This is a genomic window from Kluyvera intermedia (assembly GCF_034424175.1).
Lineage (GTDB): Bacteria > Pseudomonadota > Gammaproteobacteria > Enterobacterales > Enterobacteriaceae > Kluyvera > Kluyvera intermedia.
In genome coordinates this window covers 1,154,749-1,174,388 of the sequence record NZ_CP139986.1, presented here as the reverse complement: position 1 = coordinate 1,174,388, position 19,640 = coordinate 1,154,749, and the positions used below count along the sequence as shown (strand labels likewise).

At 52.4% G+C, this 19,640-nt stretch carries 16 protein-coding genes and 2 pseudogenes; 9 read left to right on the top strand and 9 right to left on the bottom strand.

Features of this window, described 5'->3' with window-relative positions; all coding sequences use genetic code 11:
• Positions 1-8: 8 nt before the first annotated feature.
• Positions 9-1,343 (bottom strand): MocR-like pyridoxine biosynthesis transcription factor PdxR, encoded by a 1,335-nt coding sequence (pdxR, locus tag U0026_RS05630; protein WP_062779541.1) that lies wholly within the window; start codon positions 1,341-1,343, stop codon positions 9-11.
• 101 nt (positions 1,344-1,444) lie between these two features.
• On the opposite strand from pdxR, the gene U0026_RS05625 reads away from it, so the two are divergent.
• The 8 genes from U0026_RS05625 to emrB all read left to right on the top strand — a co-directional run bounded on the left by U0026_RS05625 (position 1,445) and on the right by emrB (position 10,459).
• Positions 1,445-1,876, top strand: coding sequence for a carboxymuconolactone decarboxylase family protein (locus U0026_RS05625; protein ID WP_062779518.1), 432 nt, complete (start codon positions 1,445-1,447; stop codon positions 1,874-1,876).
• 408 nt (positions 1,877-2,284) lie between these two features.
• Positions 2,285-3,487, top strand: a complete 1,203-nt coding sequence (gene proV / locus U0026_RS05620) for a glycine betaine/L-proline ABC transporter ATP-binding protein ProV (RefSeq protein ID WP_062779516.1) — start codon at positions 2,285-2,287, stop codon at positions 3,485-3,487.
• Positions 3,480-4,538 (top strand): glycine betaine/L-proline ABC transporter permease ProW, encoded by a 1,059-nt coding sequence (gene proW, locus U0026_RS05615; RefSeq protein WP_062779514.1) that lies wholly within the window; start codon positions 3,480-3,482, stop codon positions 4,536-4,538. The genes proV and proW overlap by 8 nt, the downstream gene beginning before the upstream one ends.
• 65 nt (positions 4,539-4,603) lie before the next feature.
• Entirely contained in the window at positions 4,604-5,599 is a 996-nt protein-coding gene (proX, locus tag U0026_RS05610) for a glycine betaine/L-proline ABC transporter substrate-binding protein ProX (protein WP_062779512.1), read from the top strand.
• Positions 5,600-5,772: 173 nt separating this feature from the next.
• Positions 5,773-6,954, top strand: a complete 1,182-nt coding sequence (locus tag U0026_RS05605) for an MFS transporter (protein ID WP_062779539.1) — start codon at positions 5,773-5,775, stop codon at positions 6,952-6,954.
• A 137-nt stretch (positions 6,955-7,091) separates the two neighbouring features.
• The gene (mprA, locus tag U0026_RS05600; protein ID WP_062779510.1) at positions 7,092-7,622 is read left to right on the top strand and encodes a transcriptional repressor MprA; all 531 of its coding nucleotides are present in this window, start codon (positions 7,092-7,094) and stop codon (positions 7,620-7,622) included.
• Between the two features lie 112 nt (positions 7,623-7,734).
• Complete coding sequence (emrA, locus tag U0026_RS05595) at positions 7,735-8,907, top strand: multidrug efflux MFS transporter periplasmic adaptor subunit EmrA (protein ID WP_062779508.1); 1,173 nt, start codon at positions 7,735-7,737, stop codon at positions 8,905-8,907.
• A gap of 16 nt (positions 8,908-8,923) precedes the next feature.
• Positions 8,924-10,459, top strand: coding sequence for a multidrug efflux MFS transporter permease subunit EmrB (gene emrB, locus U0026_RS05590; RefSeq protein ID WP_062779507.1), 1,536 nt, complete (start codon positions 8,924-8,926; stop codon positions 10,457-10,459).
• Between the two features lie 53 nt (positions 10,460-10,512).
• On the opposite strand, the gene U0026_RS05585 is transcribed toward emrB, so the two are convergent.
• From U0026_RS05585 to U0026_RS05565, 5 genes and pseudogenes are all read right to left on the bottom strand, one after another.
• The gene (locus U0026_RS05585; protein WP_062779505.1) at positions 10,513-13,308 is read right to left on the bottom strand and encodes a glycoside hydrolase family 3 protein; all 2,796 of its coding nucleotides are present in this window, start codon (positions 13,306-13,308) and stop codon (positions 10,513-10,515) included.
• Positions 13,309-13,336: 28 nt separating this feature from the next.
• The gene (locus U0026_RS05580) at positions 13,337-14,695 is read right to left on the bottom strand and encodes a glycoside-pentoside-hexuronide (GPH):cation symporter (RefSeq protein ID WP_062779503.1); all 1,359 of its coding nucleotides are present in this window, start codon (positions 14,693-14,695) and stop codon (positions 13,337-13,339) included.
• 293 nt (positions 14,696-14,988) lie between these two features.
• Positions 14,989-15,504 carry an S-ribosylhomocysteine lyase gene (gene luxS / locus U0026_RS05575; protein ID WP_062779501.1) on the bottom strand — a complete coding sequence of 172 codons (516 nt, stop codon included), beginning with the start codon at positions 15,502-15,504 and terminating at the stop codon, positions 14,989-14,991.
• A gap of 259 nt (positions 15,505-15,763) precedes the next feature.
• Positions 15,764-17,308, bottom strand: coding sequence for a glutamate--cysteine ligase (gshA, locus tag U0026_RS05570; protein ID WP_062779500.1), 1,545 nt, complete (start codon positions 17,306-17,308; stop codon positions 15,764-15,766).
• Between the two features lie 82 nt (positions 17,309-17,390).
• Positions 17,391-17,696: pseudogene (locus U0026_RS05565) on the bottom strand (YqaA family protein); the annotation flags it as partial.
• Between the two features lie 56 nt (positions 17,697-17,752).
• On the opposite strand from U0026_RS05565, the gene U0026_RS05560 reads away from it, so the two are divergent.
• Positions 17,753-18,450, top strand: a protein-coding gene (locus tag U0026_RS05560; RefSeq protein WP_241973917.1) for an IS1-like element IS1B family transposase whose coding sequence is annotated in 2 segments (ribosomal slippage) — positions 17,753-18,002 and positions 18,002-18,450 — 699 coding nt in all. Because the reading frame shifts where the segments join, the coding sequence is not laid out codon by codon here.
• A gap of 16 nt (positions 18,451-18,466) precedes the next feature.
• Here U0026_RS05560 and U0026_RS05555 read toward each other — a convergent pair.
• The 3 genes and pseudogenes from U0026_RS05555 to U0026_RS05545 form a co-directional block, all read right to left on the bottom strand.
• Positions 18,467-18,595: pseudogene (locus tag U0026_RS05555) on the bottom strand (DedA family protein); the annotation flags it as partial.
• Positions 18,592-19,158, bottom strand: coding sequence for a fructose-1-phosphate/6-phosphogluconate phosphatase (gene yqaB, locus U0026_RS05550; RefSeq protein ID WP_062775279.1), 567 nt, complete (start codon positions 19,156-19,158; stop codon positions 18,592-18,594). The gene yqaB and the pseudogene U0026_RS05555, both read right to left, overlap by 4 nt.
• 122 nt (positions 19,159-19,280) lie before the next feature.
• The gene (locus U0026_RS05545) at positions 19,281-19,595 is read right to left on the bottom strand and encodes a BON domain-containing protein (RefSeq protein ID WP_062775281.1); all 315 of its coding nucleotides are present in this window, start codon (positions 19,593-19,595) and stop codon (positions 19,281-19,283) included.
• Positions 19,596-19,640 lie beyond the last annotated feature (45 nt).

Here is a 19,640-nt window from a genome sequence, read left to right as displayed (position 1 = left end):
CCGGGGCTTTATTTTATGGCAGCCCTGAGTGCTGAAACCTGCGTATCCGCCATAGCTCGAGTCATGATATTGGTGAAGCTCATAATAAGCCCAGCCGGACCTTCGCTGCCCAGACGCCAGTCATTTACCGCCTGCACAGCCAACCCAGCACGCCTTGCGCTTAGTGCCATTGCTCGATCGTTACCGTTTACCGCCACCAGCAGTTGGATACCGCCCAATTGTTCCACCACCTGAAAACCGTGCGCCACCAACGCGTCTTCAAGCCAGCGACGACGTTGGGCATAATGGACTCGCATTTTCTTCAGGTGTCGCCAGAAATGTCCCTCGCGCATAAAGTCTGCCAGCGTTTGTTGCATAATCAGCGGCACCGGACACGCCAGATGCTGCGCCTGTTGGCGAAACGTCTCCACGAGTGGCAAGGGAACCACCAGCCAGGCGGTACGCAGCGCCGGAAACAGCGATTTACTGAACGTACCCGCATAGAGAACCCGTTGCGGTGCATCCAGGCTTTTCAGCGGCGGCAGCGGTTTTCCCTGGTAGCGGAATTCGCTGTCATAGTCATCTTCAATAATCCACGCTTTATGATGGGCCGCCCAATCAAGCAACTGTCGACGTCTGGGGAGCGACAGAGCCGCGCCGGTAGGGCTTTGGTGAGCAGGCGTCAGCAACGCAAAGCGCGCCTCGCTGTCTTGCTGGATAGCCCACTCGACGTCCATACCCTGTGCATCAACCGGCACCGGGCATAGCGTTACCCCTTCTTGCTCAATCACCGGGCGGATCAGCGGAAAACCCGGGTCCTCCACCCACATTGACTCACCACGCCCGCCGAGTGACCGAAGGATAAGGCTGATAGACGCTGCGTAACCAGAAGTGATAAACACCTGTTCAGCCTGACACTCAATACTGCGCGACAAGCGTAAATATTCGACCAGCGCCTGGCGCAGGGTCATTTCACCGCAAACATCGCCAAGGGCAAGATCGTATCGGGTTTGTGTACGCAGTCGCCGCCCCATCACTCTCGCCCACAGTCCACGGGGAAAGAGATCCAGTGCGGGTAATCCTAACTGAAAAGGTTGCGGCCGGGGTTGCTCTCCCCCAAAGCCAAGCGGCTGTGCGTCCACGGAAGGTAGCGTTAAGTGATCGCTTACAAACGTCCCCGCTTGTCCCCGCCGCTCAAGCCAACCCTGCGCCACCAATTCGCCGTAAGCATTCTCGACCGTAACACGGGAAACACCCAGCTCCTGCGCATACATCCGACTCGAAGGTAAGCGCTTGCCGGAATTCAGTTCACCTTGCTCAATCGCCGCCTTAAGTTGCCGGGCGATCTGCTGATAACGCGGTATGCTTTCTGATTTCATGGTCTTATTTATTACGCTCAATATGGCTATCTTTTTAAGACCATTATAGTGCTATTTTGGTTTCATCTTGAACGAGGAGTGACATCATGACTGTATTACGCCAACCCTATAGTGAACTGAGCCCAGCCGTGTATGCGGGACTGGTTCAAGCGAGTATCGCACTGGAAAAAAGTTCGCTGGAACGCACGCTGCTTGAACTGCTTTATTTACGGGTTTCACAGATTAACGGCTGTGCGTTTTGCCTTGAGATGCACAGCCAGGCGCTGCGTAAATCTGGCGTTGAACAAATTAAGCTGGATGCGCTGGCAGGCTGGCGAGTGAGCAATCACTTCAGCGAAGCTGAGCGTGCGGCGCTGGCATGGGCTGAAGATCTGACGCATGTTGCTGAGAATCATGCCGAAGACCACGTTTATCAGCCGTTGCTGGCACACTTCAGCGCTGAACAGATAAGTGATATGACCTTTGCCATCAGTTTGATGAATGCCTTTAATCGTCTGGCGGTCGGTATGCGTATGTAACCTATCCTGGCCCGTAAATAATGACGATTTACGGGCATATTGACGTTCTCATTATTCCATTAATTACCCGCCATATACGCCCCTGTTTTTCATCCGGATATTTCTAAAAAATCATCATCATCATACAAATAACCTTCAAAATTCACCGGCTCATTTCCTGTCCATATTCACTAAACTTTTCAGATTTCAGCCAAATTCGACAGTTAATTTCATAAAAATTTCAGTAGCCAGCAATTCGCCCTCAGCCCTTATATCATGGGAAATTCAGCACAAATCATCCACCACGATATTTCCATAGCTAAGAGATTGAGGGTTGTCACATCGACTCAGTATGCTAGGGTATAAACAGGTCATTATTTTCATCAGGTAGCATATCGACATAAACAAAAACAGGAAATTTCATATTGCATGGCAGTTAAATTAGAAGTTAAAAATCTTTATAAAATATTCGGCGAGCACCCACAGCGAGCATTTAAATATATCGAGAAAGGTTTCAACAAAGAACAAATTCTGGATAAAACAGGGTTATCTCTTGGCGTAAAAGACGCCAGTCTGGCCATTGAAGAAGGCGAGATATTTGTCATCATGGGGTTATCTGGCTCCGGCAAATCCACCATGGTACGCCTTCTCAATCGTCTGATTGAACCCACTCGCGGGCAGGTTCTGATTGACGGTATTGATATTGCAAAGATATCCGATGCTGAACTCCGCGATGTCCGCCGCAAGAAAATTGCGATGGTTTTCCAGTCGTTCGCGCTGATGCCGCACATGAGCGTGTTGGATAACGCCGCTTTCGGTATGGATCTCGCCGGTATCCCGACCCAGGAACGCCAGGAGAAAGCGCTGGATGCCCTGCGTCAGGTTGGGCTCGAAAACTACGCTCATGCCTATCCGGACGAACTCTCCGGCGGGATGCGCCAGCGCGTCGGCCTTGCCCGTGCGCTCGCGATTAATCCCGACATTCTATTAATGGATGAGGCATTCTCGGCACTTGACCCATTAATCCGCACCGAGATGCAGGATGAACTGGTAAAATTACAGGCCAAACATCAACGTACCGTGGTCTTTATTTCCCACGACCTTGATGAAGCCATGCGAATTGGCGATCGTATTGCCATTATGCAAAATGGTGAAGTGGTTCAGGTTGGCACCCCCGACGAAATTCTGAATAATCCGGCAAATGATTATGTCCGCACCTTCTTCCGCGGCGTGGATATTAGTCAGGTATTTAGCGCGAAAGATATTGCTCGTCGTAACCCAGATGCGCTTATCCGTAAAACGCCAGGTTTCGGCCCTCGTTCGGCATTGAAATTATTACAAGATGATGACCGTGAATATGGTTACGTCATCGAACGCGGTAATAAGTTTGTGGGTACTGTGTCAATTGATTCCCTGAAAGAAGCGTTAAAAGCGAATCAGGGCATCGAGGCGGCACTCATTGACGAGCCAGTGGCCGTTGATGCGCAAACACCGCTTAGCGAATTGCTCTCTCAAGTGGGCCTGGCCCCCTGCGCCGTACCGGTTGTTGGAGAAGAACAGCAGTACGTCGGCGTAATTTCAAAAAGAATGCTGTTACAGGCATTAGATCGCGAGGGGGCAAACAATGGCTGATCAATCTAATCCGTGGGATACCACACCGGCCGCAGACAGTGCGGCAAACTCCGCTGATGCCTGGGGCGGTTCATCTGCACCGGCTAGTAGCAGTACCGACTGGCTGCACAATGCACCAACACCGAAAGTAGAACATTTCGATATTATGGACCCGTTCCATAAGACACTTATCCCGCTTGATAGCTGGGTGACAGAAGGGATTGACTGGGTCGTCACTCACTTCCGCCCGGTGTTCCAGGGGATCCGCGTTCCTATCGACTACATCCTCAGCGCTTTCCAGCAACTGCTGCTCGGCATGCCAGCACCGGTAGCGATAATCCTGTTTGCGCTGATTGCATGGCAGATTTCCAGCGTCGGTATGGGTGTTGCGACCTTAATCTCGCTGATTGCCATTGGTGCCATTGGCGCCTGGTCACAGGCGATGATCACCCTTGCATTGGTGCTAACCGCCTTGCTGTTCTGCGTGGTGATTGGCCTACCGCTAGGGATCTGGCTGGCGCGTAGCCCGAGGGCGGCGAAAATTATTCGTCCACTGCTCGATGCAATGCAGACCACCCCTGCGTTCGTGTATCTGGTGCCGATTGTTATGCTGTTCGGTATCGGTAACGTCCCGGGCGTCGTGGTGACCATTATCTTTGCCCTGCCGCCGATTGTACGCTTGACCATTCTGGGGATTAACCAGGTACCTGCAGACCTTATCGAGGCTTCACGCTCGTTTGGTGCCAGCCCGCGTCAGATGCTGTTTAAAGTCCAGCTACCGCTGGCGATGCCAACCATTATGGCGGGCGTAAACCAGACGCTGATGCTGGCGCTGTCGATGGTGGTTATCGCCTCGATGATAGCCGTTGGCGGTCTGGGTCAGATGGTTCTGCGCGGAATTGGTCGTCTGGATATGGGTCTTGCCACCGTCGGTGGGGTGGGGATTGTTATCCTCGCGATTATTCTCGACCGCCTGACACAGGCCGTGGGCCGCGATTCTCGCAGCAAAGGTAACCGTCGCTGGTTCAATACCGGCCCGGTCGGCCTCCTGATGCGCCCCTTCTCTAAGTAACCATCGTATTGGCCCGACGTGCGTCGGGCCAATGCTCCGCAACAATCACTATTAAAGGAACAACGATGCGACACTCATTTGTCTTTGCTACTGCTTTCGCCACCCTGGTCTCTTCCAGCGCATTTGCCGCCGACCTGCCGGGGAAAGGCATTACCGTTCAGCCGGTACAGAGTACCCTTTCTGAAGAGACCTTCCAGACTCTGCTGGTCAGCCGCGCGCTGGAAAAACTTGGCTATACCGTTGATAAACCAAACGAAGTAGATTACAACGTTGCCTACACCTCACTGGCCGCTGGCGATGCCACCTTCACCGCCGTCAACTGGATCCCGCTGCATGATGATATGTATGCTGCCGCCGGTGGCGACAAGAAGTTCTATCGTGAAGGAACGCTGGTTAACGGCGCAGCACAGGGTTATCTGATTGATAAGAAAACCGCCGAGCAATACCACATCACCAACATTGAGCAGCTTAAAGATCCTAAAATTGCCAAGCTGTTTGATACCAACGGTAATGGCAAAGCCGACCTGACCGGTTGCACGCCAGGCTGGGGCTGTGAAACGGTCATTAACCACCAGATGGATGCCTACGACCTGAATAAAACGGTCGATCATAACCAAGGTAACTATGCCGCAATGATGGCCGATACCATCACTCGCTTTAAAGAAGGCAAACCGGTTCTGTACTACACCTGGACGCCTTACTGGGTGAGCGATGTGCTGAAGCCGGGTAAAGATGTGGTGTGGTTGCAGGTACCGTTCTCTTCCCTGCCAGGCGAGCAGAAAAATATCGACACCAAGCTGTCTAACGGTGCGAACTATGGCTTCCCGGTGAACACCATGCACATTGTGGCTAACAAAGCCTGGGCTGAGAAAAACCCAGCAGCGGCGAAGCTGTTTGCCATTATGAAACTTCCGTTGACCGACATTAACGCCCAGAACGCCATGATGCATGACGGTAAAGCGTCAGAAGCTGACGTACAGGGTCAGGTTGATGGCTGGGTTCAGGCTCACCAGCAGGTGTTTGACGGCTGGATTAAAGAAGCGCTGGCTGCACAGAAGTAACTGTCGCATCTGAAGTTCCCGGCGGCGCTGCGCTTGGCCGGGCTACCATCGAGGTAGTCTGGTCAAGCGCAGCGCCGCTCTCGTTAAAAGGCACATTCCGCTACGCGACATTTCCCCCCTCCCCCTCTGCTTTCGTTATGATTGGTAACATTCTCCCCAACAATTTCATTATCATGACTAAACCTGCTCACGGGCTTAGCCCAGCCTTGATCGCTTTAATGTCCGTCGCCACGGGCCTTGCGGTCGCCAGTAACTACTATGCCCAGCCGCTGCTGGATACCATTGCCCGCCACTTCTCACTGACTGCCGGTCAGGCGGGATTTATCGTCACCGCCGCGCAACTTGGCTATGCCGCCGGGCTGTTATTCCTTGTGCCGCTGGGGGATATGTTTGAACGTCGCCGACTTATCGTCACCATGACGCTGCTCGCGGCGGGCGGGATGCTCATTACCGCCAATAGCCAATCCCTGGGGATGATGATCCTCGGTACCGCTCTTACCGGGCTGTTCTCCGTCGTGGCACAACTGCTGGTACCGCTCGCCGCCACCCTCGCCGCCCCTGAAAAACGCGGAAAAGTCGTGGGTACGGTGATGAGCGGATTACTGCTTGGGATACTGTTGGCGCGAACCGTCGCCGGTCTGTTAGCGAGCCTTGGCGGCTGGCGCACCGTTTATTGGGTCGCGACCGTGCTGATGGTGTTGCTGGCCTTTGCGTTATGGCGCGGCCTGCCAAAGATAAAGCAGGAAAATCATCTTAATTATGGCCAGTTGCTGGGGTCAATTTTCAGCTTATTTGCTCGTGATAAATTGCTACGAACCCGCGCGCTGCTCGGCTGCCTGACCTTTGCTAACTTCAGCATTCTATGGACATCGATGGCCTTTCTGCTCTCCAGTGCGCCATTTAATTACTCCGAAGCAACCATTGGTCTGTTTGGTTTGGCGGGGGCGGCAGGCGCACTCGGCGCACGTCCCGTTGGCGGTCTGGCGGATAAAGGCAAATCGCATCTGACTACCACCTGGGGATTGCTGTTGTTGCTACTTTCTTGGGTTGCTATCTGGTTCGGACACACTTCCGCCATCGCGTTAATTATCGGCATTGTGGTGCTCGACCTTATGGTTCAGGGGGTGCACATCACCAACCAGACCGTAATCTATCGCGTGCAGCCCGATGCACGTAATCGTCTGACCGCCGGTTACATGACCAGTTATTTTATCGGCGGTGCAGCAGGCTCACTGGTTTCAGCCTCGGCGTGGCAGCACGCGGGCTGGATGGGTGTTTGCCTGGCAGGCAGCCTGGTTGCAGTGGCTAACCTGCTGGTATGGTGGTGGGGTTACCATCGTCAGGAAGCAGAATAAAACGCAATATGCCGGGTATTCGTACCCGGCAGCCATGTGTCTCATAGATTAATCACATAAATTACGGGCAATAATTCATTTACTTTATTTGTCACCGTCGTTACTATATCGACTGTAACTAATGAGGTAATGCCCAGATGGATAGTTCTTTTACGCCCATTGAACAAATGCTGAAATTCCGCGCCAGCCGCAGCGAAGACTTCCCGTTCCAGGAAATTCTTCTGACTCGCCTTTGCATGCATATGCAAGGCAAGCTGCTGGATAATCGCAATAAGATGCTGAAAGCTCAGGGAATCAACGAGACATTGTTTATGGCGCTAATCACGCTGGAGTCTCAGGAAAATCACAGTATTCAGCCTTCTGAACTCAGCTGCGCGCTGGGGTCATCGCGTACCAATGCCACCCGCATTGCCGATGAACTGGAAAAACGCGGCTGGATTGAACGCCGCGAAAGCGACAATGACCGCCGCTGCCTGCATTTGCAGCTCACCGAGAAAGGTCATCAGTTCCTAAACGAAGTTCTGCCTCCGCAGCATGACTGCCTGCATCAACTCTGGTCATCATTAAGTCTGGCCGAGAAAGATCAGCTCGAACATATCACCCGCAAGCTTCTTACCCGTCTGGATCAGATGGAAGAGGATGGCACAGTGCTTAGCGCCGTGCGTTAATACTACCGCGCTTGAAAAGAAAACGAACAGGCCAGCAGATAACCCCTGCTGGCCTTTTGTGATAAACAGGTCGGCATAAGTCGATTTACATAATAAGAATGTGGAGAATCACATGAGCACAAATGCGGAGACTCAAGCCCCGCAGCAACCCGCCAACAAGAAAGGCAAGCGTAAACGCGCCCTCATCTTGTTGACCTTGCTCTTTGTCATTATTGGCGTGGCCTATGGCAGCTACTGGTTTTTAGTCTTGCGTCACTTCGAGGAAACCGATGATGCATACGTAGCCGGTAACCAGGTTCAAATCATGTCTCAGGTCTCCGGCAGCGTGACGAAAGTCTGGGCCGATAACACCGACTATGTTCAGCAAGGCGATGTGCTGGTGACGCTGGACCAGACCGATGCCCAGCAGGCGTTTGAAAAAGCCCAGACTGAGTTGGCCTCAAGCGTGCGTCAAATGCGCCAGTTGATGATTAACAACAAGCAATTGCAGGCCAATATCGACATTCGTAAAACGACGTTGTCGCAGGCGCAAACTGACCTTAGCCGCCGCGTGCCGCTGGGCAGCGCGAACCTGATTGGTCGTGAAGAATTGCAACATGCGAAAGACGCTGTCGCCAGTGCTCAGGCTGCACTCAACGTGGCTATCCAGCAGTACAACGCCAACCAGGCAATGATTCTCGGCACAAAACTCGAAGATCAGCCAACTGTCCGTCAGGCGGCAACGGATGTCCGTAACGCGTGGCTTGCGCTGCAACGAACCAAAATTGTCAGCCCAATGAGTGGTTATGTCTCCCGTCGCTCCGTACAGCCGGGTGCGCAGATTAGCCCAACCACACCGCTCATGGCCGTGGTTCCCGCCAGTAACCTGTGGGTCGACGCCAACTTTAAAGAAACGCAGCTTGCGCACATGCGTATCGGCCAGCCGGTCACCGTCATCAGCGACATTTACGGCGATGATGTGAAATACACCGGTAAAGTGGTCGGTCTTGATATGGGTACCGGTAGCGCCTTCTCCCTGCTGCCGGCTCAAAACGCCACCGGTAACTGGATTAAAGTCGTGCAGCGTCTGCCGGTACGTATTGAACTGGATGCAAATCAGCTCGCGAAACACCCGCTGCGCATTGGTTTGTCTACACTGGTGAAAGTGAATACCACTAACCGCGATGGGCAGATACTGGCAAGCCAGGTTCGTACCAGCCCGGCTTACGAAAGTAACGCGCGTGAGATAAGCCTCACTCCGGTGAATAAGCTGATTAACGACATCGTCCAGGCCAACGCTAACTAATGCTGGGGTGCGTGTAATGCAACCGCAAAAACCGCTAGAAGGCGCGCAACTGGTCATTATGACCATTGCGCTATCGCTTGCGACATTCATGCAGGTGCTGGACTCCACCATCGCCAACGTGGCTATCCCCACCATTGCCGGCAACCTTGGCTCATCACTGAGCCAGGGGACATGGGTAATTACCTCGTTTGGGGTGGCAAACGCCATCTCCATTCCGATTACCGGCTGGCTGGCAAAACGCGTCGGCGAAGTGAAGCTGTTCATGTGGTCAACCGTCGCTTTTGCCATTGCCTCATGGGCGTGCGGGATGTCCAACAGCCTCGGCATGTTGATTTTCTTCCGTGTTATCCAGGGGATTGTCGCCGGGCCACTGATTCCGCTTTCGCAAAGTTTGCTGCTCAGTAACTACCCGCCAGCAAAACGCTCTGTCGCGCTGGCGCTATGGTCGATGACAGTCATCGTGGCGCCAATCTGCGGGCCAATTCTTGGCGGTTACATTAGCGATAACTACCATTGGGGTTGGATCTTCTACATCAACGTTCCGATTGGCGCGCTGGTGGTGATGTTGAGTCTGCAAACTCTGCGCGGACGCGAAACGCGAACCGAACAGCGGCGAATTGATGCGATTGGTCTGGCGCTATTAGTGCTGGGGATCGGTAGCCTGCAGGTGATGCTCGACCAGGGTAAAGAACTCGATTGGTTTAACTCGACCGAGATCATCGTACTTACGGTCGTGGCGGTGGTATCGCTCAGTTTCCTGATTGTCTGGGAACTCACCGACGATAACCCGATAGTCGACCTGTCGTTGTTCAAGTCGCGAAACTTTACCATAGGTTGTCTGTGTATCAGCCTGGCCTACATGCTCTACTTCGGCGCTATCGTTCTCTTGCCGCAGCTATTGCAAGAGGTCTACGGGTACACCGCCACCTGGGCAGGTTTGGCGTCGGCACCGGTGGGGATTATTCCGGTTATCCTCTCGCCAATCATCGGACGCTTTGCCCATAAGCTGGATATGCGCCGGTTGGTCACCTTCAGTTTTATTATGTATGCCGTCTGTTTCTACTGGCGCGCCTATACCTTCGAGCCGGGCATGGACTTCGGCGCGTCGGCCTGGCCGCAGTTTATTCAGGGCTTTGCCGTCGCGTGCTTCTTCATGCCGCTGACCGCTATCACGCTCTCCGGGCTTCCTCCCGAGCGTCTGGCGGCCGCATCGAGCTTGTCGAACTTTACGCGTACGCTGGCAGGCTCCATCGGCACGTCAATTACCACAACGCTTTGGACTAACCGCGAGGCGTTACACCATGCGCAATTGACGGAGTCCGTGACGCCATTTAACCCTAACGCCCAGCAGATGTACGATCAGTTGCAGGGTATGGGAATGACCCAACAGCAGGCTTCCGGCTGGATAGCACAGCAGATAACCAACCAGGGATTGATTATCTCAGCGAACGAAATATTCTGGGTTTCAGCGGGGATCTTCTTGTTGCTGCTAAGCCTTGTGTGGTTTGCCAGACCGCCATTCAGCGCCGGCGGTGGTGGGGGTTCTCACTAGTAAAAAGCCAGCTCTCAGGAGCTGGCTTTTTTTATCTTCGCAGAATACGTCAGTTATCGGGATCCCGACGACCCCATGTTGCGGAATTCCAGCCAATCGATATTCAATCCCGGATTGATAACCTCTGTCTCGACGCGATAGTAGCCGGGTTCAAGCAGCACACGGCACAGCTTCTGCGTGACTCTTTGCCCCAGCGTCCCACGCGTTTGTACTGTCGCCACAAACTTACCGTTCAACAATAAATTGGTCGCTGTTTGCGCCAACGGCATCGCCGCAGAGTTAACGCTCACTAACAGGTCGTAAACACCGCCATCTTCAATATAGATGGCGAGCGTATCGCTAAACCGTAACCGTGATTCCGGCGCAATTTTAATCGCATCTTCAATGAATAACGTCCTGTCGGCGGCAATAGTCGGCACATTAACCTTCGGCTTGTCGCCCCGCTTAACGACTTGAGTATGCAGCATAAACATCAGGATATTGTGCGCACAGCGCTGGAGCTCACCCAGCGTCAGCGTACCTTCTTCCAGCGCGCTCAGCGTATTGTCATCCCCAGCATTTATCTCAGCACCGTTGTTATTGACCACCATGTACAGGTCGTTTTGCGCGCGGATCATCGCCGCCGTATTGTTGACCGTCGCCACTCCACCGTTGATAGCATCGTTCATTTTCGCCCACCAATCGGTCATCACGATGCCGCGAAATCCCCAGTCATCGCGTAGAATCGTGGTGTTCAAGCAATAGTTAGACGCAGACCAGTGCCCATTAATCGGGTTATAGGCTGTCATTATTGCCATCGCGCTGCCCTGCTTCACCGCATACTCAAAACCTTTAAGATAGATTTCTCGTAGTGCGCGAGCGGAAACGACCGAATCAGCCTGTGCCCGCGCATGCTCCTGGTTATTGCAGGCAAAATGCTTCAGCGTGGCAATGCCTCCGCCGCTACGAATACCGTTGACCATAGCTACCGCCATCATGCCGGTCACTAACGGGTCTTCGGAGAAATACTCGAAATTGCGGCCGTTTAGCGGATGGCGATGAATATTCATCCCTGGCCCTAGCAGTAGATCGATTTGATTTTGCTGAAGCTCCTTACCTTCCATCACGTACAAACGCTCAACCAGCACTGGATCCCAGGTGGAGGCCAACAACGTGCCGCTGGGCATTAGCGTGGCATAGGCGCCGTTGTCCATGCGGATACCGGAAGGGCCGTCTGCCGTCGCCGCCAGGGGAATGCCTTTATCCAGTAGACTATCGCCGGTACCACCAAATGCGGATGCCACGCCCGGTGTCACTTTGTGGCTACACATTCCTTCGCCGCGAACCAGACAGGCCAACTCATCAATGTTCAACTGAGCAATAAAGTCATCCATGCGGGCATTACCCTGCGCCACATCATCAAGTTTTATCCCTTTATCACCGACGATTTCCAGCGGCTGCGGAAGTCTTGCAACAATGCGCTCACGCAAGGCAGTTTTACGCCGCGGAACCTCTTCCCACTCCTCCAGCCATGTTCCTGACTGTAAACGCTTGCCGGGGCGCAGTCGCGTAAACGAGACGGTAGGCGCAAGGGCTTCTTCGTGGCAAGAGAGGATCCGCAGCATCGGCTGCGTATAACCGGCTTTGCCCTGCATACTGATGGGTTGCAGGTTGCGCACGCTGTTACCACCCCAGAAGCGGTACACTCCCGCTTCCAGCACCCAGCAATTCGGATTACCGGTCGCGCCGCTATCATCCCAGGATGCCAATTGTTCAAGCGTAACCGTCATGGTGAGCGTTTCCCCCTCACCCGGCTGCAACACCCGGCTTTTAGCAAACGCCACCAAAGCGCGTGACGGCTTACCCAATTGACCCTGCGGCGCTTCGAGATAGATTTGCACCACCTCACTGCCCGCATATCGTTCACCCACATTGTCGACTTTGGCCGTTATCTGAAAAGACAAAGGGTTGTCGATATCCCGTTTCATGCTTAATGAATGGATAGCAAAGCGTGTATATGAAAGGCCAAAACCAAAGGGATAAAGCACCTGCTGGGGGCGGAAGGTTTCAAAATAACGATAGCCAACGTAGATATCTTCTTGATAGATATTCTGCGCGCTGTCGCCCCAACAAGGTGTGGAAGGATAGTCATCCAGTGAACAAGCAATGGTGTCTGTCAGCTTACCGGAAGGCGTGATATCGCCACACAGCAGTGATGCCACCGCCTTGCTTCCATCCGGCCCGCCATGCCAGGCATACAGGATAGCGCCAATATGTGGACGCAACTGCGGTGATTCCGCCCACGACATATCGATAATTGAGGAAACATTGAGCACCACGATAACGTGGTCAAAATGAAGGCAGACCGCCCGCAGCATCTCGAGCTCTTCCTCGGTTAAGCGATATCCGCCCGGAACATCCGCGTTATCTTTATCTTCCCCTGCGGTACGCCCAATTACCACTACCGCTTTATTCGAAGCCTGCTTCGCCTGTAAAACCATCTCATCACTGAGCGGCATCTCCTGCTGAAACCACGGCTCCTGCGCCCAGCCACCGCCGCCGTTATCAAACGGATGCGTATTGACCCACTGCGCATAATGCTGCGCCAGAACCTCATTGACCCGCGTACCGCATCGAGCACGCATCGCATCCAGTAGGTTACAGCTAGATATCACATTAACCGCGCCGCCAGAACCCGTACCGCTGCGGTAGTAATTAATTTGTGTGCGACCAAAAATGGCCACGGTATCCAGCTCATCCAGTGGAAGAACCTCAGGCGTGTTTTTCAGTAATACCGCGCCTTGTGCCGCGACCGTCATCGCGAACTCAGCAACCCCCTCCAGGGGTTTGCCTACCAGATGCTGATGCATAAGAGATTATTCCTTCCGGCCATTTAGCTTACGAGTGAGAAAATGCGCCTTTTTTCAGGTCATCCACCACACGATTCATTCTGGTTTCGTTCAAGCCATAGAACTTAATTGAGAACGCCGTCAGTACATAGAACACAGCAGGAACAAGCGTAAACAGCAGCATGACGCCCTGAGCCGCAGAAGAGGATTGCGTCGATACACCAGACTCATAATTAAAGTATGCCAGCACCCAACCCAGAATAGCGCCACCAACGGCAACACCCAGTTTAATGACAAATATATTGGCTGCGACATTCATGCCGGTAATTCGACGCTGCGTTTTCCATTCGCCATAATTATTTGTATCGGTGATCATTGACCATTGCAGTGCGCCGTTGCCGCCCTGGATAATCGAAATAATAATATGGATAACAAATACCGCAATCCACATCTGCGGCGGCACAATAAAGCAAATTGCACCGAAGGCCGCGGTTAATAAGTTAATCCAGAAAGAGAGTTTCACTTTACAGAAACGGGTACCAAAAGGTTTCGCCAGAACAGAACCCGCCATCGACGCGAACATACCGCCCAGCATAAACAAGGTAATAATATCGGCCCCTTTATTGAGTACGGTATTGATGTAGTACACCACGGCACCACCGCGCAGTACCACTGCAACCAGCATCATAAAGTTGTAAACAGAGAGGATCAGCCACTGGTCATTTTTGAACAAAATTTTCACGTCACGGGCGATATTGAGGTTTTCCTCTTTAATCGGCTGTACACGCTCTTTCGTCGTGAAGAAACAGACAACAAACATCAGACAGCCAATGACGCCAAAGAGAGCCATCGAGACCTGAATACCGGTTGCGCGGTCACCTGGATAGAGGTAGTCCGCCAGTGGCAGAATTAGAGCCGTACCCAACGCACCGCCAATGGGGGTGATAGCAAAACGCCAGGACTGCAGTGACAGGCTTTCACGCGGATCGGAGGTCAGCGCCGCGCCCAGAGAGCAGTAAGGGATATTGATCGCAGTGTACATGAGCGTCATAAAGATATACGCCGCCACCGCATAGATAATTTTCCCGGTATCGCCAAATGATGGAACCGAGTAAACCAGCACGCAACTCACCGCGAATGGCACACAAATCGCCAGCAGCCACGGACGGAAACGCCCCCAGCGGGTGGAAGTGGCATCTGCGATCGCTCCCATAATCGGGTCGGTAATCGCATCCAGCAGACGAACCAGCAGGAACATCGTCCCCATGACCGCCGGCGGCAGACCGTAAATATCAGTGTAGAAATAGGCAAGAATCGCCACTGATGAATCGAACACAATATGACTGGCCGCATCACCCAGGCTGTAACCAATCTTTTCCCTAATAGAAACTCTATCCCCTGAAGACATATAAACTCCCATTTTGATTTTTAGAATGAAACCGGTTTCTGCGGGAGGTATTTTTACAGTTCTGAAAAAGGGATCTATTATGTTTTTCGGCTATCTAATTATGTTTTTCATTTTATGTGATCGACAAAGGGGTTAGCTTCAGCATTGAAAATATTTTTGTTTAGCGGCTCACAAAACCGAGGCATACAAATAATAAATATATTCTATAAACATATTCAATATACAAATAAATAAGCCCCAGAAGATTTATCCTGGGGCTTATTTATTGCGTGACTGTAAAATGAAACCAGCAGCTAGATATGCAGTTCCTGCAACTTCTCTTTTGGCAATGCCAGTTCGTCGTTACTATTTACGCGAACATCACGCTCAATAATATGACGTGCGATATCCTGCGCTTCGCTCAGCGAGTGCATCTGATAGGTCCCGCACTGGTATACGTTCAGTTCTGGGATCTGGTTTTGATCCTGTACTTTCAACACATCGGCCATTGCCGCTTTCCAGGCATCGGCGACACGCTGTTCATCAGGAGTACCAATCAGGCTCATGTAGAAACCGGTACGGCAGCCCATCGGCGAGATATCGATAATTTCAACACCGTTACCGTTTAGATGGTCACGCATAAAGCCTGCAAACAGATGCTCCAGGGTGTGGATCCCACGCTCCGGCATGACTTCCTGGTTCGGCACACAAAAACGCAGGTCAAAAACCGTGATTGCGTCACCGTGTGGGGTGTTCATTTTCTTCGCTACACGCACGGCTGGCGCTTCCATACGGGTATGATCAACTGTGAAGCTATCTAACAACGGCATTTCGTAACCTCCGATATCACCTTTACGCTCCCGGGTGCTGCACGTTTTTTCTATCCAGTTAAACACTTAACCATTTGAATAGAATCAACTTTGTGCGATTCACCACGTTCCGCTACTCGGCGATGTGATTTTTTTGAAAATAAACTGAACTCTTTGTTCCTATGCCAGTCTTACTATATGAAAGACGCGCATTTGTTATCATCATCCCTGATTCAGAGATGTATATTTTGGCCACAGTGATGTGGCCTTTTCTTTTTTATCAGGCATGTCGCGCCAGCAGCGCTTCAAACGATTCAGTATCCGCTTCTTCAATCTGGCGCTTACGCTCTACAGACGCATCTCGTTCCTTCGCAAAATCCTCTTCACTCAGAACTTCCAACGGCTCTTCACGCAGCATTGCACGGTACTGTTCCGCTAACGCCTTGCCGGTACCACCAATCCCACTCTCAAGCATAGAACTCAGAATGCGTGCTGAGAAGGTTAAATCTGGATTATCAAAGCCCGCAACAAGTTCATCGCAAACTTTCTGGTACTCCGTATCGCCGTTCATCCCGTCCAGGGTTTGGGCGACACGCTTAAGATCGTGGAACAGATCTTTACCGACTTTGCTCAGCGGGAACTGCGCTGTTTCACAGCCAATACCCAGCGTCAGTCCAGGTTTTCGCCCTTCCAGAATCACACGATTCCAGTTGGTACGGGTACAGCTGAGTTCTTCGCTGCTCATCTCTGGCGCATCTGCCAGCACACACCAGACCATAAACAGGTCAAGGAAGCGAATCTGCTGCTCGTCAACGCCGATTGGCGAGAACGGGTTGATGTCCAGCGAGCGCACTTCGATATACTCAATACCGCCACGCAGCAGTGCATCAGACGGCGTTTCGCCATCGCGAGTCACGCGTTTTGGACGAATCGGCGCGTACAGCTCATTCTCAATTTGCAGAACATTGCTGTTGATTTGCAGACGCTTACCGTCCTTCTCAAGGCCAATGTTCGCATACTCTTCCGATGGCGTTTTAATGGCCCGTTTTAATCCTGCCACATACTCGTGCAATTCGTTAAACGTAATTCCGAGATTGCTTTGCGATTTATTGGTATAGCCCAGATCGCTTAAGCGCAGAGAAGTCGCGTAAGGCAGGTAGTACATACCGCATTCCGTTTTTTCAAACGGTAACGCCGTCGGCTTGCCCTGCAGGAACGAAGAGCAAATAGCCGGAGAGGCGCCAAACAGATACGGGATCACCCAGCCAAAACGATAGTAGTTACGGATCAGCCGGAAATAACCTGCTGAAATCGCCTCTTTATCTTCAGTGCCACACTTCGCCTGCCAAAAAGCCATCGGCAGGGAGAAATTGTAGTGAACGCCTGAAATGGTCTGCATCAGCGCGCCATAGCGGTTCTTCAGACCTTCGCGGTACAGGGTTTTGAGGCGGCCAATATTTGAGGTGCCATATTGCGCCAGTTCGATATCCTGACCCGGTGCGATGTAGCATGGCATGCTTAACGGCCACATACGCTCATCGCCGAGGTGGCGTGCGGTATAGCGATGCACGTCGCGTAAAAGCGTCAGCATGTGGTTAATATCGCCGTCTACCGGGGTAATAAACTCCAGCAACGCTTCGGCGAAATCGGTGGTTATCCATTTATGGGTCAATGTGGCGCCAAGCGCCTCGGGGTGACCGGTTGTTGCCAATGAACCATCGGCATTCACGCGTAAGGTTTCACGCTCAAGACCACGATGGATCCCTTTTAGAGCCTGAGGATGTTTTTCCAGCCAGGACAGCGCCTGTGATACGTCCGGGATCAAATTGACCTCCCGCCTGTCGAATTTATTGTATTAAGCATAATTGTCATCGTGGATGATGAAAAAACGTCCACAAGCCATCCAATTAGTGCCACCACGTCATGCCCTGGAGCGTCAGCGCCGCCACAACGACATAGCGTAACGCTTTACCAAGGCATAAAAAAAAGAGTACTGGTCCCCAGGACATGCGCATCCACCCTGCCAACAGGCACAGCAAATCGCCAATAACAGGCATCCAGCTCAACAGTAGCGTGACAGCGCCATAACGGCGTAACCAACCCACTGCTTTTTCCTGCCAGCGCGATGTTTTGCGTAGTGGAAAAAAACGACCAAGAATAACGTTAGTTGCCCCGCCAAGGCTATTACCCATTGTTGCTATTGCTACTAAAAGCGGTGATGCTGCCAACTTACTGATTTAGTGTATGATGGTGTTTTTGAGGTGCTCCAGTGGCTTCTGTTTCTATCAGCTGTCCCTCCTGTTCAGCTACTGACGGGGTGGTGCGTAACGGCAAAAGCACCGCCGGACATCAGCGCTATCTCTGCTCTCACTGCCGTAAAACATGGCAACTGCAGTTCACTTACACCGCTTCTCAACCCGGTACGCACCAGAAAATCATTGATATGGCCATGAATGGCGTTGGATGCCGGGCAACTGCCCGCATTATGGGCGTTGGCCTCAACACGATTTTCCGCCATTTAAAAAACTCAGGCCGCAGTCGGTAACCTCGCGCATACAGCCGGGCAGTGACGTCATCGTCTGCGCGGAAATGGACGAACAGTGGGGATACGTCGGGGCTAAATCGCGCCAGCGCTGGCTGTTTTACGCGTATGACAGGCTCCGGAAGACGGTTGTTGCGCACGTATTCGGTGAACGCACTATGGCGACGCTGGGGCGTCTTATGAGCCTGCTGTCACCCTTTGACGTGGTGATATGGATGACGGATGGCTGGCCGCTGTATGAATCCCGCCTGAAGGGAAAGCTGCACATAATCAGCAAGCGATATACGCAGCGAATTGAGCGGCATAACCTGAATCTGAGGCAGCACCTGGCACGGCTGGGACGGAAGTCGCTGTCGTTCTCAAAATCGGTGGAGCTGCATGACAAAGTCATCGGGCATTATCTGAACATAAAACACTATCAATAAGTTGGAGTCATTACCCTAAAAGCCAAGCTTTACTGGCCCCGGACAGTAACAATGCAACTAATACCGCTTCAGAATTCCCCGGCAGCAGCGTCGCGCTGAGAAAGCTGCTAGTAAACAGCGACCCCAGCGCCAGAAATTCACTCACAGCAGGCGAACGTCAACGGCATCCATCCCTGCGGCGGCAGCAGCCTGAAGGCCAAAATCGGCATCTTCGAACACCACGCAGCGCTCAGGCGCAACGCCCATGCGTTCAGCGCACAGTAAAAAAGTATCCGGTGCAGGTTTATGCTGTTTCACATGATCGGCGGCCACAACGGCGGCAAAATAGTGTCGCAAGCCTAAATGCGCGAGCAGAGCTTCAGCAACCGCACTTTCACTCCCGGTGCCAACCGACATTGGGCGACGGCCGTGCCATGCTTTTACCACGTCAATCAACGGCAGGGGCGTAACAGAATCTAGCAGCATGGCCTTCACCGCATCGGTTTTTTCACGCGCCAAATGATGAGGGTCTAAATCCGCCTCATGACTTTCAATAATAGCCTGCGCAATACGCCAGGTCGGTGAGCCATTTAGCGCCACCATAGCCTGCTCGTCAAAGCGCATACCATAACGCCCTAACACTTCACGCCACGCCTTACGATGCGTAGGCTCCGTATCAAGAATGGTGCCATCCATATCAAAAATCAATCCAGCATAGCGCTCGTACATCGTCTTCTCACCTGGCGGATAATGTCATGTTACTTTATCGTAAAAGGGGCGAGTTGTCGCTGACAGCCGCAGAGACGACAAAGGCGCCATCAGGCGCCTTTGTTTCTACTGTATGCAGAAAATTATTTAATTTTCATATCGTTTTCAACGATTCTAACGCCCTGCACTTTACGCGTTACGTCCACGGCACGCTTTGCGTCGTCAGCCGATGATACAAATCCGCTCAACTGCACACGGCCTTTGAAGGTCTGCACGTTAATTTCGCTGGATTTAATCTCTTTGTCGCTAAACAGCGCCGTTTTTACTTTGGTGGTGACAACCGTATCATCAATATAACCACCGGTACTTTCTTTGGTTGACGAACCCGCACAGCCGGACAGCGAGATAGCGACCATAAGCGCAGCACATGCAGCGGCCATTGCTTTGAACCATTTCATGGATTTCTCTCCTTGCAGTGATATCGCCGGAATAAGGGCGTAAAC

Excerpts from the sequence above, each read along its gene's own strand:
- U0026_RS05625 (WP_062779518.1), top strand. The coding sequence starts at position 1,445 with ATGACTGTATTACGCCAACCCTATAGTGAACTGAGCCCAGCCGTGTAT.
- proV (WP_062779516.1), top strand. The coding sequence starts at position 2,285 with ATGGCAGTTAAATTAGAAGTTAAAAATCTTTATAAAATATTCGGCGAG.
- proW (WP_062779514.1), top strand. The coding sequence starts at position 3,480 with ATGGCTGATCAATCTAATCCGTGGGATACCACACCGGCCGCAGACAGT.
- proX (WP_062779512.1), top strand. The coding sequence starts at position 4,604 with ATGCGACACTCATTTGTCTTTGCTACTGCTTTCGCCACCCTGGTCTCT.
- U0026_RS05605 (WP_062779539.1), top strand. The coding sequence starts at position 5,773 with ATGACTAAACCTGCTCACGGGCTTAGCCCAGCCTTGATCGCTTTAATG.
- mprA (WP_062779510.1), top strand. The coding sequence starts at position 7,092 with ATGGATAGTTCTTTTACGCCCATTGAACAAATGCTGAAATTCCGCGCC.
- emrA (WP_062779508.1), top strand. The coding sequence starts at position 7,735 with ATGAGCACAAATGCGGAGACTCAAGCCCCGCAGCAACCCGCCAACAAG.
- emrB (WP_062779507.1), top strand. The coding sequence starts at position 8,924 with ATGCAACCGCAAAAACCGCTAGAAGGCGCGCAACTGGTCATTATGACC.
- U0026_RS05585 (WP_062779505.1), bottom strand. The coding sequence starts at position 13,308 with ATGCATCAGCATCTGGTAGGCAAACCCCTGGAGGGGGTTGCTGAGTTC.
- U0026_RS05580 (WP_062779503.1), bottom strand. The coding sequence starts at position 14,695 with ATGTCTTCAGGGGATAGAGTTTCTATTAGGGAAAAGATTGGTTACAGC.
- luxS (WP_062779501.1), bottom strand. The coding sequence starts at position 15,504 with ATGCCGTTGTTAGATAGCTTCACAGTTGATCATACCCGTATGGAAGCG.
- yqaB (WP_062775279.1), bottom strand. The coding sequence starts at position 19,158 with ATGTACGAGCGCTATGCTGGATTGATTTTTGATATGGATGGCACCATT.
- U0026_RS05545 (WP_062775281.1), bottom strand. The coding sequence starts at position 19,595 with ATGAAATGGTTCAAAGCAATGGCCGCTGCATGTGCTGCGCTTATGGTC.